This window comes from Arthrobacter sp. zg-Y1143, from assembly GCF_030125565.1.
Lineage (GTDB): Bacteria > Actinomycetota > Actinomycetes > Actinomycetales > Micrococcaceae > Arthrobacter_B.
Map to the genome: position 1 here is coordinate 200,312 of NZ_JASKLW010000005.1, position 21,269 is coordinate 221,580.

20 protein-coding genes are annotated in these 21,269 nt (G+C 66.5%); 7 read left to right on the forward strand and 13 right to left on the reverse strand.

From position 1 onward, the window contains the following. Nucleotides 1-183 precede the first annotated feature (183 nt). Nucleotides 184-2,709: an excinuclease ABC subunit UvrA gene (gene uvrA, locus QNN98_RS07415; RefSeq protein ID WP_283996666.1), complete on the forward strand. Its 2,526-nt coding sequence runs from the start codon at nt 184-186 to the stop codon at nt 2,707-2,709. Here the strand turns inward: uvrA and QNN98_RS07420 are convergent. Both QNN98_RS07420 and QNN98_RS07425 read right to left on the reverse strand, forming a co-directional pair. Further along, nucleotides 2,706-4,421, reverse strand: a complete 1,716-nt coding sequence (locus tag QNN98_RS07420) for a 3-ketosteroid-delta-1-dehydrogenase (RefSeq protein ID WP_283996667.1) — start codon at nt 4,419-4,421, stop codon at nt 2,706-2,708. The genes uvrA and QNN98_RS07420 overlap by 4 nt on opposite strands. Nucleotides 4,422-4,588: 167 nt before the next feature. Then, nucleotides 4,589-5,056: a PGPGW domain-containing protein gene (locus QNN98_RS07425; protein ID WP_283996668.1), complete on the reverse strand. Its 468-nt coding sequence runs from the start codon at nt 5,054-5,056 to the stop codon at nt 4,589-4,591. 262 nt (nt 5,057-5,318) lie between these two features. Between QNN98_RS07425 and QNN98_RS07430 the strand changes: the two genes are divergently transcribed. Then, nucleotides 5,319-5,483, forward strand: coding sequence for a TrmO family methyltransferase domain-containing protein (locus QNN98_RS07430; RefSeq protein WP_283996669.1), 165 nt, complete (start codon nt 5,319-5,321; stop codon nt 5,481-5,483). Nucleotides 5,484-5,508: 25 nt separating this feature from the next. Next, nucleotides 5,509-6,054, forward strand: coding sequence for a GNAT family N-acetyltransferase (locus tag QNN98_RS07435; RefSeq protein WP_283996670.1), 546 nt, complete (start codon nt 5,509-5,511; stop codon nt 6,052-6,054). A gap of 57 nt (nt 6,055-6,111) precedes the next feature. On the opposite strand, the gene QNN98_RS07440 is transcribed toward QNN98_RS07435, so the two are convergent. Beyond that, nucleotides 6,112-7,938 carry an immune inhibitor A domain-containing protein gene (locus tag QNN98_RS07440; RefSeq protein ID WP_283996671.1) on the reverse strand — a complete coding sequence of 609 codons (1,827 nt, stop codon included), beginning with the start codon at nt 7,936-7,938 and terminating at the stop codon, nt 6,112-6,114. A 202-nt stretch (nt 7,939-8,140) separates the two neighbouring features. Here QNN98_RS07440 and QNN98_RS07445 point away from each other — a divergent pair, with 202 nt between their 5' ends. The 3 genes from QNN98_RS07445 (at nt 8,141) to QNN98_RS07455 (ending at nt 10,889) form a co-directional block, all read left to right on the forward strand. Next, entirely contained in the window at nt 8,141-9,934 is a 1,794-nt protein-coding gene (locus QNN98_RS07445) for a bifunctional metallophosphatase/5'-nucleotidase (protein WP_502864634.1), read from the forward strand. Next, nucleotides 9,927-10,508: a hypothetical protein gene (locus QNN98_RS07450; protein ID WP_283996673.1), complete on the forward strand. Its 582-nt coding sequence runs from the start codon at nt 9,927-9,929 to the stop codon at nt 10,506-10,508. Before QNN98_RS07445 ends, QNN98_RS07450 begins: the two co-directional genes overlap by 8 nt. A 102-nt stretch (nt 10,509-10,610) precedes the next feature. After that, nucleotides 10,611-10,889, forward strand: coding sequence for a GlsB/YeaQ/YmgE family stress response membrane protein (locus QNN98_RS07455; protein ID WP_442860125.1), 279 nt, complete (start codon nt 10,611-10,613; stop codon nt 10,887-10,889). Between the two features lie 91 nt (nt 10,890-10,980). Here the strand turns inward: QNN98_RS07455 and QNN98_RS07460 are convergent, their stop codons facing one another. Then, nucleotides 10,981-11,220, reverse strand: a complete 240-nt coding sequence (locus QNN98_RS07460; RefSeq protein ID WP_283996674.1) for a hypothetical protein — start codon at nt 11,218-11,220, stop codon at nt 10,981-10,983. A 162-nt stretch (nt 11,221-11,382) separates the two neighbouring features. On the opposite strand from QNN98_RS07460, the gene QNN98_RS07465 reads away from it, so the two are divergent. Further along, nucleotides 11,383-11,883, forward strand: coding sequence for a DinB family protein (locus tag QNN98_RS07465; RefSeq protein ID WP_283996675.1), 501 nt, complete (start codon nt 11,383-11,385; stop codon nt 11,881-11,883). Here QNN98_RS07465 and QNN98_RS07470 read toward each other — a convergent pair. From QNN98_RS07470 to QNN98_RS07510, 9 genes are all read right to left on the reverse strand, one after another. Then, on the reverse strand, nt 11,880-12,401 hold the full coding sequence (locus tag QNN98_RS07470) for a GNAT family N-acetyltransferase (RefSeq protein ID WP_283996676.1): 522 nt from the start codon (nt 12,399-12,401) through the stop codon (nt 11,880-11,882). The two genes, QNN98_RS07465 and QNN98_RS07470, sit on opposite strands and share 4 nt — an antisense overlap. 56 nt (nt 12,402-12,457) lie before the next feature. After that, a complete protein-coding gene (locus tag QNN98_RS07475; RefSeq protein ID WP_283996677.1) occupies nt 12,458-12,883 on the reverse strand; it encodes an SRPBCC domain-containing protein in 426 nt (141 codons plus the stop codon). A gap of 75 nt (nt 12,884-12,958) precedes the next feature. Then, the gene (locus QNN98_RS07480) at nt 12,959-13,231 is read right to left on the reverse strand and encodes a hypothetical protein (RefSeq protein WP_283996678.1); all 273 of its coding nucleotides are present in this window, start codon (nt 13,229-13,231) and stop codon (nt 12,959-12,961) included. A gap of 333 nt (nt 13,232-13,564) precedes the next feature. Beyond that, nucleotides 13,565-14,902, reverse strand: coding sequence for an HRDC domain-containing protein (locus QNN98_RS07485; protein ID WP_283996679.1), 1,338 nt, complete (start codon nt 14,900-14,902; stop codon nt 13,565-13,567). Nucleotides 14,903-14,960: 58 nt separating this feature from the next. Further along, complete coding sequence (locus QNN98_RS07490; RefSeq protein WP_227911125.1) at nt 14,961-15,584, reverse strand: DUF3000 domain-containing protein; 624 nt, start codon at nt 15,582-15,584, stop codon at nt 14,961-14,963. Between the two features lie 122 nt (nt 15,585-15,706). Then, nucleotides 15,707-16,789 (reverse strand): threonine aldolase family protein, encoded by a 1,083-nt coding sequence (locus QNN98_RS07495; protein ID WP_227910983.1) that lies wholly within the window; start codon nt 16,787-16,789, stop codon nt 15,707-15,709. Nucleotides 16,790-16,824: 35 nt separating this feature from the next. After that, nucleotides 16,825-17,607, reverse strand: coding sequence for an SDR family NAD(P)-dependent oxidoreductase (locus QNN98_RS07500; RefSeq protein WP_283996680.1), 783 nt, complete (start codon nt 17,605-17,607; stop codon nt 16,825-16,827). Beyond that, nucleotides 17,604-19,010 carry a DUF6421 family protein gene (locus QNN98_RS07505; RefSeq protein WP_283996681.1) on the reverse strand — a complete coding sequence of 469 codons (1,407 nt, stop codon included), beginning with the start codon at nt 19,008-19,010 and terminating at the stop codon, nt 17,604-17,606. The genes QNN98_RS07500 and QNN98_RS07505 overlap by 4 nt, the downstream gene beginning before the upstream one ends. A 613-nt stretch (nt 19,011-19,623) precedes the next feature. Further along, on the reverse strand, nt 19,624-21,252 hold the full coding sequence (locus tag QNN98_RS07510; protein ID WP_283996682.1) for a peptide chain release factor 3: 1,629 nt from the start codon (nt 21,250-21,252) through the stop codon (nt 19,624-19,626). Nucleotides 21,253-21,269 lie beyond the last annotated feature (17 nt).

A 21,269-nucleotide genomic window follows, 5' to 3' on the forward strand; every position in this document is an offset into this window, starting at 1 on the left:
GACACTGGCCGTGCCGCCCCTCGGGGTGGCACGGCCAGTGCCATTTTGGGCAGCAAGCTGATGGGCCAGCACCGAACCTGCGGCACTGGTCGCCCAGGGCGGGGGCGCCGGACGCTAACGCTCTGGGCGGAAAGCATGCTTAGTATTTCGTTCAGCAAGCGGTGCCTCGCTAACCTGATATTGATGAGTACCGCTAAAACTTCCCCGAAGAATGTCCCCACATCCAGCACCGCCGGTATGGTCCGTGTGCGCGGCGCGCAGGAAAACAACCTGCGCAACGTCGACGTCGACATTCCCCGCGACGCGATTGTCGCCTTCACCGGCGTCTCCGGTTCGGGCAAATCCTCCCTGGCTTTCGGTACGATCTACGCCGAGGCGCAGAAGCGCTACTTCGAATCAGTGGCTCCGTATGCCCGCCGGCTGCTGTCCCAGGGACACACCCCCAAGGTGGAGGAAATCACCGGGCTCCCGCCCGCCGTCGCCCTCCAGCAGCGCCGCGGCGCCCCTAGTTCCCGCTCCACCGTGGGCACCCTGACCACGCTGTCGAACTCCATGCGCATGCTCTTCTCCCGCGGCGGAACCTATCCGGCAAACGCCGAGCCGGGCAGCCTGGACTCTGATGCCTTCTCGCCCAACACGGCCGCGGGCGCCTGCCGGGAGTGCTCCGGGCTGGGCATCGCCCATACCGTCACCGAGGATTCGCTGGTGCCGGACCCGTCGCTGACCATCCGCGAAGGCGCCATTGCTGCCTGGCCGGGGGCCTGGCAGGGCAAGAACCTGCGGGACATCCTCATTCAGCTGGGCTACGACGTCGACGTGCCCTGGCAGAAAATGTCCAAGAAGGACCGCGACTGGATCCTGTTCACCGAGGAACAGCCCGTCGTGATGATCACCCCGCAGCGTGACCGGGTGGCCAAACCGTACAAGGGCCGCTTCTGGAGCGCGAAGAGTTACGTTATGCACACGCTGGCTGATTCGGGCAGCGCACAGATGCGTGAACGTGTTCTCGCCTACATGGTTTCGGGCCCCTGTCCGGTCTGCGGCGGCGCCGGCCTGCGCCCGGAGGCCCTGGCCGTCACCTTCGCCGGCCGGAACATTGCCGAGCTGAACGGTGCCACCCTGGCCGAACTTGCCGAGATCATCCGGCCGACGGCGGAACTGAAGTCTGCCGGCACTGCCTCCCGTGCAGCGGCCTCCAATGAAGACACCGAAGTAGCGGTGACCATCACCCGCGACCTGCTCGGCCGGCTGGAGGTGCTGATCGGCCTTGGCCTGGGCTACCTCAGCCTCTCGCGCGCCACCCCCACCCTCTCGCCGGGGGAGATGCAGCGCCTGCGCATCGCCACCCAGCTGCGCTCCGGCCTGTTCGGGGTGATCTACGTGCTGGACGAGCCTTCGGCCGGCCTGCACCCGGCCGACGCCGAGCCGCTGCTGACCGTGCTGCAGGAGCTGAAGGATGCCGGCAACTCGGTGTTCGTTGTTGAGCACAACATGGACGTGGTCCGCAGTGCGGAGTGGATTGTCGACGTCGGCCCGCAGGCCGGCGACGGCGGCGGCACCGTGCTCTACAGCGGCCCGGTTGACGGACTGGCGGAGGTAGAGGAAAGCGCCACGCGTCCGTTCCTGTTCGGCGAAGCGCAGACCGCACCGCCGGCCCGCCGCACACCCGATGAGTGGCTGACGCTGAAAGGCATCACCCGGCACAACCTGCACGGCCTGGACGCGGACATCCCGCTGGGCGTACTCACCGCAGTCACCGGCGTTTCCGGTTCCGGCAAGTCCACCCTGGTCAGCCAGGTGCTGGCCGAAACAGTGGGCCGCCAGGTCAACGGAGCGGCTCCGGAGGCCGACGACACGGAAGACACCGAGGACGACGATCCCGGCGTGCAGGTGCGGTCCATCGCAGGGTTGGAACACCTGGACCGGCTGGTCCGGGTGGACCAGCGGCCCATCGGCCGTACTCCGCGCTCCAACCTGGCCACCTATACGGGCCTGTTCGACGCCGTGCGGAAGCTCTACGCCTCAACCGATGAAGCCCGTTCGCGCGGCTACACCGCCGGCCGGTTCTCCTTCAACGTGGCCGGAGGCCGCTGCGAGACCTGCCAGGGTGAAGGCTTCCTCGCCGTCGAACTGCTGTTCCTGCCCGGGACCTACGGACCATGCCCCGTCTGCCACGGCGCCCGCTACAACAAGGAAACCCTTGAGGTAACGTACCGGGGAATGTCCATTGCGGACGTGCTGGATATGCGGGTGGAGTCCGCTGCGGAGTTCCTCTCCGACGTGCCGGCTGCCTCCCGCAGCCTGCAGACCCTGCTCGATGTCGGGCTCGGTTACCTGCGCCTGGGACAGCCCGCCACCGAGCTCTCGGGCGGCGAAGCGCAGCGGATCAAGCTCGCCACCGAACTCCAGCGTGCCCGCCGCGGACACACGCTCTACCTGCTGGATGAGCCCACCACCGGCCTGCACCCGCAGGACGTCCAACTGCTGCTGCGCCAGCTGAACCGCCTCGTCGACGCGGGCAACACCGTGGTGGTGGTGGAACACTCGATGAATGTGGTGGCTTCCGCTGACTGGGTGATCGACATGGGTCCTTCTGGCGGCGAAGAGGGCGGCCGGATCATGTGCGCCGGCACCGCCGCCGACGTCGCCGCTTGCGAGGCAAGCCGGACGGCGCCTTATCTGGCGGCGGCGCTCCAAACGCTGGGCTAGCCGGCAGCGCCAGCCGGGGCGCCCTTGCCGGCGGCGTCCCGTGCCGCAATGTAGCCGTACACCAGGCCCTGGCCGATGGTGGCGCCTGCCCCGGGGTAGCTCTTGCCAAAGACGTTCGCTGCCGTGTTGCCGATGGCGTACAGCCCCTCCAACACAGTGCCGTCCTCGCGCAGGACCCGCCCGCGGGCATCCGCGGTCAGGCCGCCGCAGGTACCCAGATCCGAGAGCACCATCTTGACGGCGTAAAAGGTCTTGCCGCTCAGGGGGCGCAGGTTCGGGTTGGGCCGGATGGTCGGGTCACCGTAGTAGCGGTCGTAGGCGCTGGAGCCGCGGTGGTAGTCCTCGTCGACGCCGGCTGCAGCGACTTCATTGAAGCGGGCCGCCGTGGCCGTGAACGTCTCTTCGGGCACCCCGATGCTCCGGGCGAGCTCGGCCAGGCTGCCGGCCTTCGCGGCGATGCCCGCCTCGTACCACGCTGCGGGCAACGGCGAGCGGGGGTACAGCGCGCCGGCCAGCAGATAGCTGTTGCGGTACTCCTGGTCGAAGATCATCCACATGGTGCCCACCGGGTCGCCCTGCTTCTCCCGCTCCAGCACATGCTGGCCGAAGGACATGTAGTTCTCCGCCTCGTTCAGGAACCGCTTGCCGGCGTCGTCCACAATAAACGAGCCCGGCAGGGAACGCTCCGCCAGCATCACCGACGGTGCGGCCCCGGGCAGCGGCGCGACGGCGGGGAACCACCAGGCCTGGTCCAGGAGTGCGGTGCCGGCGCCGGCGTCCACACCGGCCTTGATGGCGTCACCGGTATTGCCTTCGGCGCCGAAGCTCCACCCTTCAAGGGCTGGGGACTGGTGCTTGTGCCGCAGGGCCATGTCGTGGTCAAAGCCGCCGGCGGCGAGCACCACGCCCTGGCGTGCCGTCACCGTCACCTCCGTGCCGTCCTGCTCCAGGACGGCACCGGTGACCCGGCCGCCGTCGGAAATCAGCCGGACCAGGGATGTTTCCGTCCAGACCGGGATGCCCGCCTTCAGCACTCCGGCAAACAGCCCGGCAGCGAGGGCCTGCCCGCCGGCGACATAGTCCCGCTTCAGCGCCAGTCCGCCGATGCCCTGCACGGCGCGCCTCACGGCGGTCGGGAAGCCCTTGGCCGGGACCTTGGCGAGCAGGTTCAGCCAGCGGTAGTCCTTGCCCGTGATGGGCATGGGCAGGGGTGCCTCCATGGTGCCGCCGCGGAGCCGGGCGCGTTCGGTTCCCAGCCGGTTGGCGTCAAAGGGAATACATTCACAGCTGCGGCCGATGGCGGAACCGCCCGGCTGCTCGGGCTGGTAGTCGGAGTACTCCTTGTCCCACATAAAGCGCATGGGGGTGGTCCGGCGCAGCATTTCCACGGTGTCCGTGCCGTTGTCGAGGAAAGACTGCCAGCGTTCCCGCGGGGAGGTGTCGCCGACGACGGCATCCACATAGGCGGCCGCCCGGGCGGGGGAATCGGGGGCGCCGGCTTCGCGCAGGATCGGGTTGTCCGGAATCCAGAACGCACCGCCGGACCGTGCCGTCGAGCCGCCCACGTAGGCGGTCTTCTCTGCGATCAGGACGGAGGACCCCAGTTCGGCGGCAGCCAGTGCAGCGGCCATGCCGGTGCCGGAGCCGATCACCAGCAGGTCCACCGTGGTGTCCTGTGCCGTTGCGGTGCGGGCGGGTGCGGATTTGGGCATTGCGGTCTCCTTTGACGGGCAAGCGTTATCCGGCACCGGGGGAGTGGTTCCCCGTCCGTTGCCGGATAACGCTTTGTGCTGAGCGGTTTCTGCACCCTAGCGCGGAACGTGGGCCGGTGCCATTTCCGTCCCTGCGTGCCGGGCATATCCAGTGAACGCGCAGCCGGTCAGTGTATGTCCTTCGGCCCCGGCTTGTCCGGCCCGTGGAACCGCACATAGCTGTACCCGATCAGGGCCAGTCCCAGGCAGCCGGAAACAATCATGGTGATGCCTGTGGCCCATCCGCCGGGCAGCCACCAGGTATCCTGCAGCGGCCACCACTTCGGTGCCTGCCGCCAGATACCCCACAGCACCCCGGCTGCCGTCACGGCCAAGGCACCGCAGACGGTTCCAGCGATCCGCGGCCAGGTCTGCACCCCCTGAGCGGCAGCACGAAAGGCACGCACCCGGACGGGGTTCAGCCAGCGGTGGGCCCAGGCGTAGCGCAGGGACAACACCGCAAGACCGGCAACTATCATCAGCAAGCCGGGTCCGGGGAGCACCAGGGCCGCCAGGCCCAGGACAACCAGCGTCCAGCCCGCCACCTCAATGCCCGTACGGCGCAGCCATGCCGGTATCCGTTCAGTGCGCGTCATGGACCCAGCCTTTCACATCGCCCGCCCGGGCAGGAGTGCCCGAGGGTCACGTCACGGATTCCCCTGCAGTCCGCGGCGGCTGACATAATCCTTGCCGGAAACCGGAGGGAAACCGGAGGGAAAGCGGTGAGTGCCAAGTGAAGTTCCAGATGGAGGCCATCGGGCAGGTGTCGTCCAGCCGCAGCGAGGTGCGGGATGACCAGTGGGAGCAGGAGCGGGCCGTGATTACGCTGGATCCCGCACTGTTCACCGAGGAGGCATTGTGGGGACTGGCGGAGTGGGCGGCCTGTCCCTGGAGGTTTCCGGGCTGGACGCAGTGGACGGTCCGCCAGTGCTGGACATCAAGCCGTTTGTGGCCGAATTCGGACCACGGGGGCCCGTGGCCCAGCCCGGCTGGGCCACAGAGCTGATGCGTGGCTATTGGTAATCCAGGGGCAGTGGATACTGGTGCCGTGAACACCATCCTCCGTGCCGCCCGCATCAGCACACCCCGCCTGCAGTTGGAGCCCCTGAGCGTTATTCATGCGGCGGAGATGGTCCCGGTGCTGGCCGGTACCAACCTCTACCGGTACATCGGCGGGACGGCGCCCACCCGCGGGGAACTGACCGGCCGGTATGCCGCACAATCCGTCGGTGCCTCGCCGGATGGGCGCGAGGCATGGCTGAACTGGATCATCCGGGAGGAAGGCGCGGCCGTCGGATTCGTGCAGGCCACCGTGGCTGTGGGCGGGCCGTGCCCGACGGCGTACCTGGCGTGGGTAGTGGGCGAACCTTTCCAGGGCGGCGGCATCGCCACTGAAGCCGCCCGGGCAGTGCTGGATTGGCTGCAGCGGTGCTCCGGCGGCCCGGTTGCCGCGTTCATCCATCCGCAGAACCAGGCCTCCGCCGCCGTCGCCTGCAAACTGGGATTGATCGCCAGCGGGGAGCTGGACGAGGACGGCGAGGAGCGTTGGGACCTGCCCGGGCACGGCACAGGGAAAAGCGCGGCCGCCCAATAAAAAACGGCAGGTGCCGGAGAAACAGTCTCCGGCACCTGCCGCTTATCGCTTGGGTTGCTAGTTGACCTTGACGGTCATCATGCCCTTGGGGTTGCTTTGGACCACGGTGATCTTGGTTCCGGTTCCGGCAACCACCACGCTGCCCTGCGGATTGGCGGGGTCGTAGTAGGCATTGGGATTGCTGTCATCGAAGACGGCAACACCTGGACGGGACGGAACCTGCAGGGTGGTCATGCCGGCCGCCGTCTCGCGGTGCAGCAGGATCGGATCCGTTGCTTCCTTGCCGAACGTGGCGTCAAAGCTCTGAATGCGGTTCCGTGCCACCGTGCCGTCTGTCCAGCGCAGGGCCGTGGCGCGGGCGTCCACCGGCAGGACCAGTCCGGCACCGGGGTGCTGGCTGGTGTTGTTGTTGCGCTGTCCGGCGTTCCAGTAGGTGACCAGCAGCCCGTTCTGGTACGGGAAGTGTTCCACCTTATCCGGTGAGCTCAGTGGCCAGCCGAAGTTGTACGGGCCGGTCTGCAGGGTGGAGTCGTATCCGGCGTACTGGCGGTTTTCGGCAATGTAGTAGCGGCCGTTACCCTGGGCATCCCGAGGCAGGGTGACCACCAGCGCCTGCTGTTTCTTGGTGGCGTGGTACGACGCGCCCAGCATGTGCGTGGACTTTTGCCCCGCGGTGGCAACATCGTAGTCCAGCCAGCCCAGCTGCAGCTTTTCCCAGGCACCCATGTGGTTGGGGGTGGTGCCGATGGAATCCGTGCCGCGGCCCAGCCAGGAACCGGAACTCATCAGCGTCCAGAAACCGGTGCCGTTGTCGCCGCCGGCAGTGTCGTAGAGGTCGGGCAGGCCCAGATCGTGGCCGTACTCGTGTGCGAACACACCGAGTCCGCCGTTTTCGGGTTCGGTGGTGTAGTCGCGGATCCAGACCTTGGAATCACCGATCCGGATGCCTCCGAAGGGGTTGGTCGCCGGGCCGTCAATGCCGTAGCCCGCCTGGCCTACGGACCAACGGTGTGACCAGATGGCCGACGTCGCTGCTCCGGCCTCCTCGCCCTCGCCTGCGTGGATGGCCTGGAAGTGGTCGATGTAGCCGTCCGGCTCGTCAAAGTTGCCGTTGTTGTTGTAGTCGTACCGGTCCCACTGGTCGAAACCGGCCAGGTAGGCATCAACGTCGGCAGGTGATTTTCCGGCGGCGATCTGGGATTCGTACCAGGCGTCGGCAGCGTCCTGCACGAACCGGGTCATGTCCTCCTGGCTCTCGGTCTCGCCGTAGCTGGCCGAGTTGTACGGCACCGTAACCCAGTCGCTGACGTCGCCGTCAACGGTGTAACGGCCGCTGGACATCTCCTCGTACAGCGTCTTCAAGGACTCGCCGGCCGGATCGAAGAACATGTTCTGGTAGTGCTCACGGCTGAAATCCGGCAGCCAATAGGTCGAGTTGTCCACACTGCGGTTCGGCTGCGGAATCCCGTTGTGCTGCGGGCCCGGCGCGGAGGCGGGGAAGCGGGGGTCCACCTGGCTGCCAAAGTCAATGAGGAAAGACAGGATCTGGTCGCTGTCCTCCAGCCCGTACTCCGCCCACTGGCCCGGCGCCACCTGGACCGACTGTGATCCGCCCTGCTGCCGGACGGGCGCTTCGCCGCGGACCACTTTTTCAATGGCCTGCTGGTTGAGCGCACGCCGCTCGTCCGCCGCCGGATCCGAGCGGTCATCTGCCTTGGCGGCGGTGCCGTCAGCGCCCGGAGCTCCGAAAGCGCCGCTGCTTTCCGGAGCTGCGGGCAGGACGGACGGAGCTGCAACTGCGGCCGCTGTTCCCGGCGCAAGCAGAAGGGCGCCGCTGGCAATCAGCACCGCAGCCTTCCGCGCAAAACTTTTTTCGATTGTCAAAGGATCCCCTTAGAAAATGCATGGTGCGTAAATGAGGTGAAAACAAATTACGGGCTCCTGAGGGCGGGGGAACCCGCAAAACGCCCTCTTATGCGAAGTGACCCGTAAATGGTGCGTTTTTATCTCCGGACACTTCCGAAATAGACCGAACTCCTGTAAGGGTGCTTAGGGGGAAACCTGCACGCACTATGAGGAGTTCTAAATGCTTTCATCCGCCGGTCGCCGGAATGCGGCCGCTGCAGTCACTGCAGCACTGGCAGTTACACTCGGTTCAATGACCCCGGCAGCAGCAGCGCCGCCGGACCATGCGGGGAAGGACCAGTTGGCAAGAGTGACCGTCCTGGGCACCTCGGATCTGCACGGCAACATTGAAAACTGGGACTATTTCCAGGATGCCGAGTACGACGACGCCGCCCACAACGATGTGGGACTGGCCAAGATTTCCACCCTGGTGGACTCCGTACGCGCTGACCGGGGCCGGGAATCCACCCTGCTGATTGATGCGGGCGACACGATCCAGGGCACCTCGCTGGCGGACTACTTCGCCAACACGGCCCCGATCACGGAGACCGGCGAGATCCACCCCATGGCTGCGGCCATGAACGCCATGGATTACGACGCCGCGGCGCTGGGCAACCACGAATTCAACTACGGTCTTTCCATGCTGCGCGGGTTTGAAAGCCAGCTGGCGTTTCCGCTGCTCGGCGCCAATGCGGTAGACCCGGCCACCGGCGCCCCGGCGTTCACCCCCTACATCATCAAAACGGTCAAGACCAAAGGAAACAAACCCGTGAAGGTGGGCATCCTGGGGCTCACAAACCCAGGGGTGGCCATTTGGGACAAGAACAATGTTGAGGGACAGCTCGAATTTCCCGGCATCGTTGAACAGGCCCAAAAATATGTGCCGGAAATGAAGGCACGCGGTGCTGACGTGGTAGTGGTCAGCTCGCACTCCGGAACGTCCGGTCTTTCCTCCTACGGGGACGACCTGCCGCTGGAAAACGCCTCAACCGAGCTTGCGGAAACGGTGCCGGACATTGATGCGGTGCTGGTAGGGCACGCGCACCAGGAAATCCCGGAACGCTTCGTCACCAACAAGGCGACTGGCGAGCAGGTGCTGCTCACAGAACCGCTGAACTGGGGAATGCGCCTGTCCGTTATGGACTTCGAACTGACCAAGGTGCGGGGCAAGTGGGACGTGACTTCGGCGTCGTCGTCCCTGCTGAACGCCAATACAGCGGAAGCGGATCCCGAGATCTCCAAACTGGTGGCGGAGCAGCACCGGCGCGTCATCGACTACGTGAACACGCCCATCGGCACCGCCACGCAGTCGATGCCTGCAGCCGAATCGCGGTACCGCGACACGGCGGTGATGGACTTCGTGAACTCGGTCCAGGCGCAGGCCGTGGACCGGGCGCTCGACGGCGGGCCGAACGCGGACCTGCCGGTGCTGTCCGTGGCGGCACCCTTCAGCCGCACGGCCGAGATTCCCGCAGGGCCGGTCACCATCCGTGACATCGCCGGGCTCTACGTCTTCCCGAACACCCTCTTTGCCGTCGAAATGACCGGCAGCCAGGTCAAGGACTACCTGGAGTACTCCGCCAAGTACTTTGTGCAGACACCTGCCGGCGCGGCGGTGGACCCCGCCACCCTGACCAATGCCAACGGGACCCCGGACTATAACTACGACGTCATGACCGGGGTCAATTACGACATCGATATCTCCCGTCCGGTGGGGGAGCGGATCGTGAACCTGAGCTTCAACGGGTCCCCGGTGGACCCCGCGCAGCGGTTCGCCGTGGCGACCAACAACTACCGCCAGTCCGGTGGAGGCAACTTCCCCTCCATCAGCACGGCTCCGGTGCTGGTGAACCAGCAGACGGAAATCCGCCAGCTGCTCATTGACTATGTGGTGGCCCAGGGTGCTGTGGATCCTGACGTCTTTGCGCAGGACAACTGGCGGCTGGTGCGGGGCGGTGTTCCTGTATTTGACTAGGGCTAAAGGGTCCGTTGCGGGGGCCGGAAGCGCAGAGCCGCAGTACCGCATAGACCCGCTGACCCTCCGCGAGGTCCCGGCGGACCGGGCGGCGGCCGAGGCGTGGCTGGCCGGCCCGGAAGCGGCGTCCGGGCCGGCGGCTGCTCGGATCGCGTGGCTGAGAATCCTGGGCAGGCTTGCGGAGGCCGAGGCGGAGGCCCGCGAGTCATTTGCCGCAGCTGCTGCGGGTGACACGCTTCGGGACCTTCCGCTGGCCGCAGTCCTGCCCGGGATCCGGCTGGCACAGGTGCTGCAGTGGCAGGGAGACCTAGTGCAGGCGCTCCGCCTGCTCGCCCGCGTCGGGGAAGCACTGTCCCGGTCAGCAGAGTCCGCTGCGGTCCTGTCCGCAGCCGCTTTCCTGCACCAGCACCGGGGAAAGGTGCTGCTGGACGCGGGCCACCCCGGGTGGGCCCTGCGGGAGTTCCGGCAGGCTGAGCGTCTCCGCGACAAACCGGAGCTGCCGGCGGATCAGCTGGAGTCCACGCGGCAGGCGGTTTCTGCGGCCCTGCGCACGCTCGATAAACAGCAGGCTTAGTAATTCCGGTGGGTCTGTGTCTAGCATTGATGAGGCAGAACAGGTGCGGAATATCCGCAGACCAGGGGGGAGGTTCTGCCTAATGCACTGCTAGGAAGGATCATGGTCATGATCGGATTCATCATTGCAGGCCTCATTATCGGTGCCTTGGCTCGACTCATTAAGCCGGGCCGGCAGAACCTCGGAATCATCGCCACCCTGCTGCTTGGCCTCGTAGGTTCGGTGATCGGCGGCGTGATTGCCAATCTGCTTGGCACCGGAGACATTTTCGAGCTCAATATCCTGGGCTTCATCGTTGCCGTCATCGCGGCTGTACTGCTGATCGGCGTCGCCGAGGGCATCGCCGGCCGCAGCAAGGGCCAAGGCCAGGTCCGCCGCTAGCACCGGCTGCTGCGGCAATACCGCACAAAAAACCGTCCCGTCTCCTGCGCCATTCGGCGCGGAAGACGGGACGGTTTCTGTATGCGGAGTATTAAACGGCTGTCTGCAGGATTTTTTCTTCCTGGGAAGCGGGCGTCGGTGCGGCAACCTGGCCTGTGTTCCGGTCCTCGATCTCCGCGGCAAGGGTGAGGTAGAAGGCGAAAAGCCCCTCCACCAGCGGCCCTTCGTCGAGCTGGGTAAATGCCTGGTCCGCCAGTGATTCGAGGGCAGCGGTACTCATCGTGGAGAAATCCGGAAAAAGATCGACATGGATAATGGGACTATGGGTCATAAAGCTTCCTAACATAGGAACCGTTGGCCCGCGTCTAAACCAAAGGGTTCCTACTGTAACCCTTTTGGGTCCCTATGTAAATGCAGCCCGGTTAACCGGGAGCGCCGGGACCACGGCGGCGCGCCTGCCGCGACCTCCCGGAGCACGGGCTAGATTGGACCGATGCAAGCAGATCAGCGGGTGGAACCGCCCGAAACTGCCGGAGAACTCGAAACCCTGGCCGGCTTCCTGGACTACTTCCGTGCCACGGTGGTGATGAAGGCCGCCGGACTGAGCGATGCCGAGGGCGCCAAAAGGCTGCTGCCCTCCCTGACCACCGTCTCCGGGCTGGTCCAGCATCTGACTGACGTTGAAGGATTCTGGTTCCGGGACCGGGTCGACGGGCAGCAGGACGTACCCACCCGCTGGTCCGAGGAGGATCCAGACGGCGAGTTCCGGGTCAGTGCCCAGGATAGCCTGGCGGGGATTATCGCCGACTACGAAGCTGCCTGCGAACAGTCGCGGGAGGTCATGCGCCGGCACGGACTTGAGGACCGTTGCCGGGGTGGGGGAGGAAAGCAGAATGTGCGTTGGGTTCTGGTGCACATGATCGAGGAAACCGGTCGGCACTGCGGACACCTGGACATCCTGCGCGAGTTGCTTGACGGCTCCACCGGCGATTAGCGGGTGCGCGTCCAGTAGCGCATGTCCACCATGGTGTCCCGCTGGCGCTGCCGTTCCCGCCGGATGGCGCGGAACCCGGCGCGCTGTGCCACTGCTTCGCTGACGGTATTTCCGGCGATGGTGCGCAGCGCTACCTTGGAGAACCCGTTGGCAAATGCCCACTCACTCAATCCGCGGGTGGCTGCCGTTGCTGCGCCGCGCCCCCGGCCGGCAGGCAGCAGCGCGTACATCAATTCCGGGGTGCCGTCCGCGGAACAGGAAATGCCGGCGGTGCCCAGGACATCACTGCCATCGTGCACCGAATAACGGGCAAGCAGGCTTTCCCCACGGGCTTCGGCAACACGTGTCATGCGCATCTTGGCAAGGTAATCGCTGAGGTTCGGAGGGAACAGCGTCCAGCGGATTACATCGTCGTCCATGGACAGCGCCTGCTCCAAGCGCCAGTCCGAAGGGGTGAGGATCCGAAGGATGAACCTGCCCGCCTGCAGGGAATCCGGGGTGGGCGCTAGAAGAGGCATCCGCCATTATTGCGCGTAGCGAGGACGGCACCCAACCCCTTACGGGTGCGGACCGCTCATGCCACTGGAAATGATTCAAGCATGGCCTTCAGGCCCGCATAGATCCCCGGTGTGTCGTGGTCTACGGACACAGCGGAGGCACCGTAGAGGCCGGTGATGCGTACGCTGAGTTCACACCCTTCTGCCGTCTGTTCCACTGTGTACTCGAGCACTCCGGGCGCCTCTGCAGCAACCGTGCCGTTCCATTGCGGGTTGAAGGTCAGGGCCAGCCGCACCGGCGGCTCCGCCGCGAGGACGGTCCCGCTAATTAGGTCTTCACCGTCGTGGCTTATGGCGTAATGGCTGCCCTCTGTGAGCGAACCGGTCAGGACCGAGCCGTACATCCAACGCCGGGGCACCCCGGTGGTTGTCAGCTCATCCCACAGCCGGGCGGGGGAGCATGCGATGCGGGTCCGGTACATTGTGGCTGAGGTATCGGTCATGGTGGGCCCCCTTGCTTCGTGGCGCGGATCCGCAGCCGTGTCTGCGGCGACGATAAACCATCCGGCCCCGCACCGCTATCCCCTTGGTTCCGCCTGTGGACGGGACGCGGGCGCGGCGGCGGTACCGCGCAGGACGGCGTCGGTGTGGTCCAGGTGTACACCTGATGCCGCGACCTCCACTTCCAGGCCATCTGCGGCGTAGTCGCCCACCAGCGTGTAGGGGCCAAAACGGAGTGATTCGATCAGTGTCGGGGGACGGCGGGAGACAGCCGTGGCATTGGACAGCTGCAGCAAACCACCTTCACCGGTGTCCTGACCGGCCGCCGCTGCCGGACCGGTAATACTCATACGGCCTGAATACGGGATAACGACGGCGCGCTTCCACCGGGAAGAGTATCCGGGACGGCTGTCCGCAACTACCCGGAGCCAGCCGTTAAACTCTCCGCGCTCTCGAAAACGGCGCGTGCGGCGCCTTGAACCAAGAATCCACGACACCCATGCCGGACCAAACACGAGTGCGGCCAGCCACCACGGCGTTTCCCGGAGTACAAAGGCGGAAAGAGCCCAAATGAACGCAGCGTAAAGAAGCGCGGCGAGGACCAAGGCGAGCGTTCCGTTTCGACTGGGCACCCGCCGAGTCCAGCGCAGGGACGCGGCCCTGTCAATGCGTGGATGCCGGTACTACCGGCGGCGGGTCCGTGGGGCTGCCGCGTGCTCCTCCGACGCGGGAGCTTCCTTCTCCTCCAGCGGGTCCGGATCCAGGAAGGCCACGGTGAGCACTGCGGCAGTTTCGCGAATCTGCCATTCCCTGGCGCCCAGTTCGCGCAGCGCGGCGCTGATGGTCTCCAGGTTGATTTCGGCCGGTGGCCGCCAGGCCAGTCGGCGCAGGTGGTCCGGAGTCAGAAGGTTCTCCAGCGGCAGGTTCAGCTTCTCCGCCAGTGCGGTCAGGCGTGGTTTGGCGGTCTGCAGCCGCGCGGCAGCCGCCGGATCGTTTTTGGCCCAGACCCGCGGGGGCGGCGGTGCATGCGTGGGGATGTGCAGCGGGGGCAGATCCTCGGTGGAACGCGCAGCGGAAATGCAGCGCAGCCAGCGCGGTGCTTCTTTCTGTGCGGCCCGGCCGTGGAAGCCGGGGGTCTTGAGCAGCTGCGGCACGGTGGTGGGCATGGCCCGGGCGGCGGCAACAATGGCGGAATCCGGAATCAGGCGGCCCGGTGCAGTGTCCCGCAGCTCGGCCAGGTGCTCGCGTTCGGTCCACAGTTCGCGGACAGCCGCCAGCTGGCGTCGGTCGCGCAGCTGGTGCATGCCGGATGTGCGGCGCCACGGATCAACACGCGGCGGTGCCGGCGGTGCCGTGCGGATGGCTTCGAACTCTTCCTCAGCCAGTTCGAGCTTCCCGGCTTCCTCCAGCACCCGGATGAGTTCGATGCGCAGCTCGGCGAGGACTTCGACGTCGAGCGCCGCGTAGCGCAGCCACGGTTCGGGCAGCGGACGCGTGGACCAGTCCGCTGCAGAGTGTTCCTTGGCCAGCGAGAAACCAAGCAGGTTTTCGATGACGGCGGCAAGGCCCACCCGCGGCAGGCCGGCCAGGCGCGCAGCGAGTTCGGTGTCGAAAAGCCGATCCGGCCACATGCCCAGGGCGGAGAGGCAGGGCAGGTCCTGGGTGGCGGCGTGCAGGATCCACTCGACGCCGCGCAGGGCGTCGTTGATGATGCGCAGGTCGCCGAAGGCTTCGGGATCAATCAGCCAGGTGCCCGCACCTTCACGGCGGATCTGGACCAGCATGGCCCGCTGGCCGTAGCGGAAACCAGATGCTCGTTCGGCATCGACGCCGGCAGGTCCGGTACCGGCGGCCAGTGCCGCGGCAGCCCGTTCCAGGCCGCGCTGGGAGTCGATGACCAGGGGCACCCCGTCCCTCGGTGTTTCCAGGACCGGAACCGGCTGCGGCTCCGGCGGTTCACCCGTTTCGACAGGTGCGGTGCTGGACGGGTTTTCGGTGCTGCCGGATATGTGCGCGGTCATAAGGATTCCATTCTACCGAGGAAGGCGGCGGCCGCGGACAGCAGCGGCGGGCCGGCAGCTAGCTGCGCCGCCGGCCGGGAAGCGGAGTGACGCCGTCGGGCAGCGGCGGCAGTCCCGCGAAGGTGCACACCATGTCGGACCAGGCCTCCAGATGGGACTGCACGTCGGCGTCGGCCGGGGTCCAGGAGGCCCGGAGTTCAATGTCGATCGAGTCGTCGCGGCCTTCCAGCGTCCCGTAGCTCTCGGACAGCACGCGGGTGGCTGTTCCGCCGGCCATGGAATAGCGGGCGCCGTGCTGCTCCAATGCCTCGACCAGCCAGGTCCAGGCCACTGAGCCCAGGAGCTGGTCATTGCCCATGTCCGGTTCCAGCTCGGCCCGGATGTACGTGACGATGCGGAAAGTGCCGTTCCAGACCGGGGAACCGGCCGGATCGTGCAGCAGGATGAACCGGCCCGTGGCCAGTTCCAGCTGCTCGGGTATCTGCAGGGCAGCGGGGCCGTGCAGGCTGGTCGGTCCGGCGGGGCCGGGGGCCAGCACTTCGGCGCCGAGGGAAACAGCGTACGGGGCCAGGCGGGTGGGTGCCGGGATCTCCTCGAGCTTCAGCTCCGCCCGGCACGCGGCCCGGCGCATGGCGCCGAGGGCCGTCAGGAAATCCGGGGGCACCTGGGACAGGTCACCTATTGCACTCACCTCCGCAGACTATGGCCTGCGGAGCACTGCGGCCGGGGCAGGCTCGCCGGTGTGGCCGTTTCGTTACTTCCCGTCCAGCCGCGCGGGGCGGCCGGACGGCAGGTAACCGGGGGTCAGTGCGCGGCCAGCGGCGCCGGGTCGGCGGCGACTTCGCGGGCGATTGCTTCGGCAAACGCATCGATATCGGCTTCGGATGTGTCGAAGGTGCACATCCAGCGCACCTCGCCGGTGGACTGGTCCCAGTCGTAGAAGCGGAAGTCACCGCGCAGGCGGTCGGCGACGCCGGCCGGCAGCTTTGCGAACACCGCGTTGGACTGCGTGGGCTGGGTGATTTCCACGCCGTCGATCTTCTCCACGGCGGCGCGCAGCCGCTGTGCCATCGCGTTGGCGTGCGAGGCGGAGCGGAGCCACAGGTCCGTGCCGTACAGGGTCACGAACTGTGCGGAAATGAACCGCATCTTGGAGGCCAGCTGCATGTTCATTTTGCGCAGGTAGTCCAGCCCGGGTGAGGCCTCGGGGTCGAAGGTGATGATGCATTCGCCGTACATCATGCCGTTTTTGGTGCCGCCCAGGGACAGGATGTCCACTCCGGCGTCGGCGGTCATTTCCTTGAACGAGACACCCAGGCTGGCGGCGGCGTTGCCCAGCCGGGCGCCGTCCATGTGCAGCTTCATGCCGCGGGCGTGGATGTGGTCGGCAATGGCGGCGATTTCCTCCACTGTGTACAGGGTGCCGAGCTCGGTGGACTGGGTGATGGACACGGCCAGCGGCTGGGCGCGGTGCTCATCGCCCCAGCCCCACGCTTCACGGTCAATCAGGTCGGGGGTGAGCTTGCCGTCCCCGGTGGGGATACCCAGCAGCTTCATGCCGCCGATCCGCTCGGGGGCACCGTTTTCGTCCACGTTGATGTGCGCCGTCGTCGGGCAGATCACCGCGCCCCAGCGCGGCAGCAGGGACTGCAGGGCGGTGACGTTGGCGCCGGTGCCGTTGAAGACGGGGAAGGCGCGGATGCGGCTGCCGAACTGGTCCGTAAGGACCTCACGTAGCCGTGCGGTGTAAACGTCTTCACCGTAGGCCACCTGGTGGCCCTGGTTGGCAGCGGTCAGTGCGGCCAGGATTTCCGGATGGACACCGGAGTAGTTGTCGGAGGCGAAGGCCCGGATGGTGGTGTCGTGCAGGGGGAGAATGTCAGTCACGGTTCCTAGTATCTCTTACGTTGCAGTTGTGCAGGTCACTTTCCGGAAGGACCGTTGGACAGCAGGATCCGCTGTCCGTTGATTTCGGCGGCGTCCTGCTCGAAGAGCCGGACGGCGGCGGCGGCCAGGTCCCGGACATCGGTGTATCCGGGGAACTTCCGCTCCGGTGCCGCCGCGCGCTGCGCATCATCCACCAGTGCCTTGACCACGAATACGACGGCGGCAGAGTGCTGGGGCGCCGGATGCTCCTTGTTCCCGGCCTGGGCCTGCGTGAAGCCCTGCGCAATGGCCCGTACCCAGGCTTCGGCAGCGGCCTTGGCGGCGGCATAGCCGGCCCCGGCTGCAGTGGGGGAGTCCACTGCAGTGGAGGACACAATGGCCAGCCGGCCGTCCGGGGAGGCTTCCAGCTGGTCGTAGAAGCTCCGGCTGACGTTGCGCAGGGTCCGCAGGATGTTGGTTTCCAGGAAGTCCCAGTCCTGCTCTGCCTGCGTGCCGATGCCGGTGCCGGCGCGCCAGCCGCCCACCAGGTGGATCAGTCCGTCGATCCCGCCGTAGGTTTCCTGCATGTCGCTGGCCAGGGCGGCGACCTCCTCGGCGTCGTCGAGGTTGCAGGTGCGCAGATCGGCGTCGTAGAGGCGGAAGAGGGTGTTTTCCAGCCGGGCGGCGTCTCGCCCCACGGCCACCACCTTGGCCCCGGCGGCGTCCAGGGCCTCGCATACCGCGGTGCCCGACGCGCTCCCGGCACCGGCCACCAGGACCGTCCGGCCTTTCAGGGCGTTGGAGTCTTCTGCTGGCGCGGTGCCGGGTTCAGTGTTCATCCGGGGAGGTCTCCTGAGGTGCCGGTGATCCCGGCGGTGGATTCGATCACCGGGGCCATCTTCTTGGACAGGGCTTCATAGAACATGGACAGCGGGAACTCGTCGTCGAGCACCTGGTCGGTCAGCCCGCGCGGCGGGCCGTCCAGCGGCAGCGCCTGCGGACCCTGCGCCCAGACCGACGCCGGGTTCGGCGTCAGCGTTCCTGCCACCAGATCGTACGCCGCGAGCCAGTGCGCCGTCTTGGGCCGGTCGATGGATCGCCAGTACAGTTCCTCGATTTGGGCACCGAGCCGGACGACGACGTCGGCGGTTTCCTCCCAGTCGATGCTCAGCTTGCCGTCGGTCCAGTGCAGCACGTGGTTCTGGTGCATCCAGGCGAAGAGCAGCTGACCGCCCAATCCGTCATAGTTGCGCACCCTGCTGCCGGTGATGGCGAAGCGGAAGATGCGGTCAAAGATGACGGCGTACTGGACCAGCCGGGCATGCCGGCGGGTTTCCTCCGGTGCGTCCTGGTTGCGCTGGATTTTCACTGCTTCGCGGAAGGCGGTGAGGTCGCAGCGCAGTTCCTCCAGGGAGTAGAGGAAGTAGGGCATGCGCTGCTTGATCATGAACGGATCGAAGGGCAGATCCCCGCGCATGTGGGTGCGGTCGTGGATGAGGTCCCACATGATGAAGGTTTCCTCGGTGAGCAACTGGTCCTGCAGGAGTTCGGCGGCCTCGGCGGGCAGCTGGAGCGAGGTGATGTCTGCTGCGGCGGCGAGCACCCTGCGGAAGCGGGCGGCCTCCCGGTCGGCGAAGATGGCGCCCCAGGTGAAGGCCGGGGTTTCCCGCACGGCCACGGTTTCCGGGAAGAGCACCGCGGAGTTGGTGTCATAGCCGGGGGTGAAGTCCAGGAAGCGGATAGGGACGAACAGGCCGTTGGAGTATTCACCCGCTTCGAGTTCGGCGACGAACTCAGGCCAGATGACCTCGATCAGCACGGCCTCCACCAGGCGGTTGGAGCTGCCGTTCTGCGTGTACATGGGGAACACGACCAGGTGGGACAGGCCGTCGGTGCGGTGCTGCTGCGGGGCGAAGGCCATCAGCGAATCGAGGAAGTCGGGTTCCGTGTCCAGGCCGGCGGCAACCCAGCGCTCGAAGTCGGCCACCGCAAGGCGCAGGTACTCGGCGTCGTGCGCGAAGGCCGGGGCCAGCGCGTCGACGGCGGCGGTGATGGTGCCGATGAGTTCTGCCGCGGCGGCGTGGTGTTCCGGCTCGATGGAGCCGTTCTTGTTCTGCAGCGGCTGCAGGTCCGTGGCGGCCTGCTTCAGTGCATGCCAGGCATCCGTGTCGGCCGGGTTGGAGCCTGCCGGTACGGCGGCGATGTCCGGGCGGGACAGCGAAGAGAAAACGGGGGATGACATAGCTGGGACCTTCCGGGAAGGAGCCGTCCCGTTGAGACCGGGTGGCAGCTGGACTAGATAGCCGACAGCATACTCACGAATTCCTAACGCTTACCTGATATTGCGCTAATGATTAGAACTTCTTACGCTCGCCTTGATGCGTCCGGGGTCACTCGCCAAGTCCTGCTTGCCATTGTCCCGTCGCTATCGGCGGGGTACCTACCCGGCCTCTAGTGAGCAGATGGCGGGGTATTGGAGTCCGGAAACGCCCGGAAGCTGCTCAGTACATGGGGCGTGGGCAAGGAGAGCCCGGGATGTGCTCAGTAGATGGGGAGCAGCCGGGGGTAAGCCCGGGATGTTCTCAGTGGAGGGAATTGAGATTCGTACCCGGCCTCGTGTGAGCAGATGGCGGGGTATTGGTGTCCGGAAACGCCCGGAAGCTGCTCAGGGGATGGGAAGAGCACGGGACGCCCGAACGCATGGAGGGTGCAGTTGGGGAAATGCCCACCGAGGATCCGTGGCCTTGGGTGCTCCCGGTCCCGGCGGGCGTATCCGCAACGCCCGCCGGTCAGTGACCAGCCGCCGCCCGGCATCGAGGGAAGACCGCCGCCGGATGAACGCCCGGGTCCGGCCCCTAGTAGCCCCGGCTGTTCGGCGACTCGGTGCCGATGACGGTCAGCGAAACTTCGGGGTGGTTCTTCTCCACCCGGCGCAGCGCCCACACATCGTTGAACACGGCGACGTACGCGCCGTCGGTACGCACAAGGACCTCGGCGCCGTGGACGTTGGAGAGGATCTCCGCGGCATCGGCCGTGGTGAGCCGGGCCAGCGAGTAGGAGAGCTGTTCGTAGCGCATGGGGGCGTTGAAGTCCTGCGTCATGCGGTCTTCGACCACCTCGAACTGCATGGGGCCGACGGCGGCCAGTACGGGAGCCTGGTCACCGCGGCGGTCCGAACGCAGCACCTGGATGATGCCCTCGTGTTCGAGCTGGTCGATGCCGCGGCGGAACTGCTTGTACCGGCTGGGGTCCTGGGAGCGGGCCACGCGGAAGTGCTCGGGGGAGAAGAACGGGATGGGCGGGTACTCCACCGGCTCTTCGACGTAGAGGCTGTCGCCCACCCGCAGCGCGGAGGCGTTGACCAGCCCGACGACGTCGCCCGGGTACGCCTGGTCGATCACTTCGCGTTCGCGGCCGAACAGGTGCTGGGCGTACTTGGTGGCGAAGGTCTTGCCGGTGTTGGAGTGCGTCACCACCATGCCGCGTTCAAAAACGCCGGAGCACACGCGGATGAAGGCCACGTGGTCGCGGTGGGCGCGGTTCATGCCGGCCTGGACCTTGAAGACGAAGCCGGAGAAGGGCGCTTCGACGGGGCGCAGGCCGCCGTCCTTGTCTTCGCGGGCCGAGGCTGAGGGGGCCAGGTCCACCAGTGTGTCCAGGATCTGCTTGACGCCGAAGTTCAGCGCGGCGGAGGAGAAGAGGATGGGGGTGGCCTTGGCGTCCAGGAACGCGTCGCGGTCGAACTCGCGGCCGTCGATGACCAGTTCGGCCTCGTCCAGGGAGTCGGTCCAGACATCGCCTTCGCGCTCCAGGGCCTGTGCCGGGGTGAAGTGCTCTTCCTTGGCCAGGGAGGCGCCGGAGTTCTGCCGTTCAAAGTGGACGTATTCGTCCTTCTGCAGGTCCCAGACGCCGCGGAAATCGCCGGCAATGCCCACGGCCCAGGTCAGCGGCATGGGAGCCAGGCCGGTGCGTTCGGTGATCTCGTCCATCAGTGCCAGCGGGTCCAGGCCGGGGCGGTCCCACTTGTTGATCACGGTGATGATGGGCAGGTTCCGCGCGCGGCAGACCTCGAACAGCTTCATGGTCTGGGTTTCCAGGCCCTTGGCTGCGTCCACGAGCATCACGGCGCAGTCCACGGCGGCGAGCACGCGGTAAGTGTCCTCGGAGAAGTCGGCGTGGCCGGGGGTGTCCAGCAGGTTGATCACGGTGTCCCGGTAGGCGAACTGCAGGGCGGTGGAGCTGATGGAGATGCCGCGGTCCTTTTCCATCTGCATCCAGTCGGAAACCGTCTCGCGGCGGTTTTCCTTACCGTTGGTGGCACCGGCCGTACCAATAACGCGGGCGTGCAGGGCCAGCGCTTCGGTGAGCGTGGACTTGCCGGCGTCGGGGTGGGAGATCACCGCGAAGGTGCGCCGGCGGGCGGACTCCCGGACAATCTCCTTGGTGGCGGTGGCGCTGACGGTGGTGGAAACCTGTTGTGACACTCCGCTGCTTTCAGACT

Coding starts and splice junctions, on each gene's coding strand:
- uvrA (WP_283996666.1), top strand. CDS start 184: ATGAGTACCGCTAAAACTTCCCCGAAGAATGTCCCCACATCCAGCACC.
- QNN98_RS07485 (WP_283996679.1), bottom strand. CDS start 14,902: ATGACCGCGCACATATCCGGCAGCACCGAAAACCCGTCCAGCACCGCA.
- QNN98_RS07445 (WP_502864634.1), top strand. CDS start 8,141: ATGCTTTCATCCGCCGGTCGCCGGAATGCGGCCGCTGCAGTCACTGCA.
- QNN98_RS07460 (WP_283996674.1), bottom strand. CDS start 11,220: ATGACCCATAGTCCCATTATCCATGTCGATCTTTTTCCGGATTTCTCC.
- QNN98_RS07480 (WP_283996678.1), bottom strand. CDS start 13,231: ATGAGTATTACCGGTCCGGCAGCGGCGGCCGGTCAGGACACCGGTGAA.
- QNN98_RS07505 (WP_283996681.1), bottom strand. CDS start 19,010: ATGTCATCCCCCGTTTTCTCTTCGCTGTCCCGCCCGGACATCGCCGCC.
- QNN98_RS07455 (WP_442860125.1), top strand. CDS start 10,611: ATGGTCATGATCGGATTCATCATTGCAGGCCTCATTATCGGTGCCTTG.
- QNN98_RS07420 (WP_283996667.1), bottom strand. CDS start 4,421: ATGCCCAAATCCGCACCCGCCCGCACCGCAACGGCACAGGACACCACG.
- QNN98_RS07475 (WP_283996677.1), bottom strand. CDS start 12,883: ATGACCGATACCTCAGCCACAATGTACCGGACCCGCATCGCATGCTCC.
- QNN98_RS07465 (WP_283996675.1), top strand. CDS start 11,383: ATGCAAGCAGATCAGCGGGTGGAACCGCCCGAAACTGCCGGAGAACTC.
- QNN98_RS07500 (WP_283996680.1), bottom strand. CDS start 17,607: ATGAACACTGAACCCGGCACCGCGCCAGCAGAAGACTCCAACGCCCTG.
- QNN98_RS07470 (WP_283996676.1), bottom strand. CDS start 12,401: ATGCCTCTTCTAGCGCCCACCCCGGATTCCCTGCAGGCGGGCAGGTTC.
- QNN98_RS07425 (WP_283996668.1), bottom strand. CDS start 5,056: ATGACGCGCACTGAACGGATACCGGCATGGCTGCGCCGTACGGGCATT.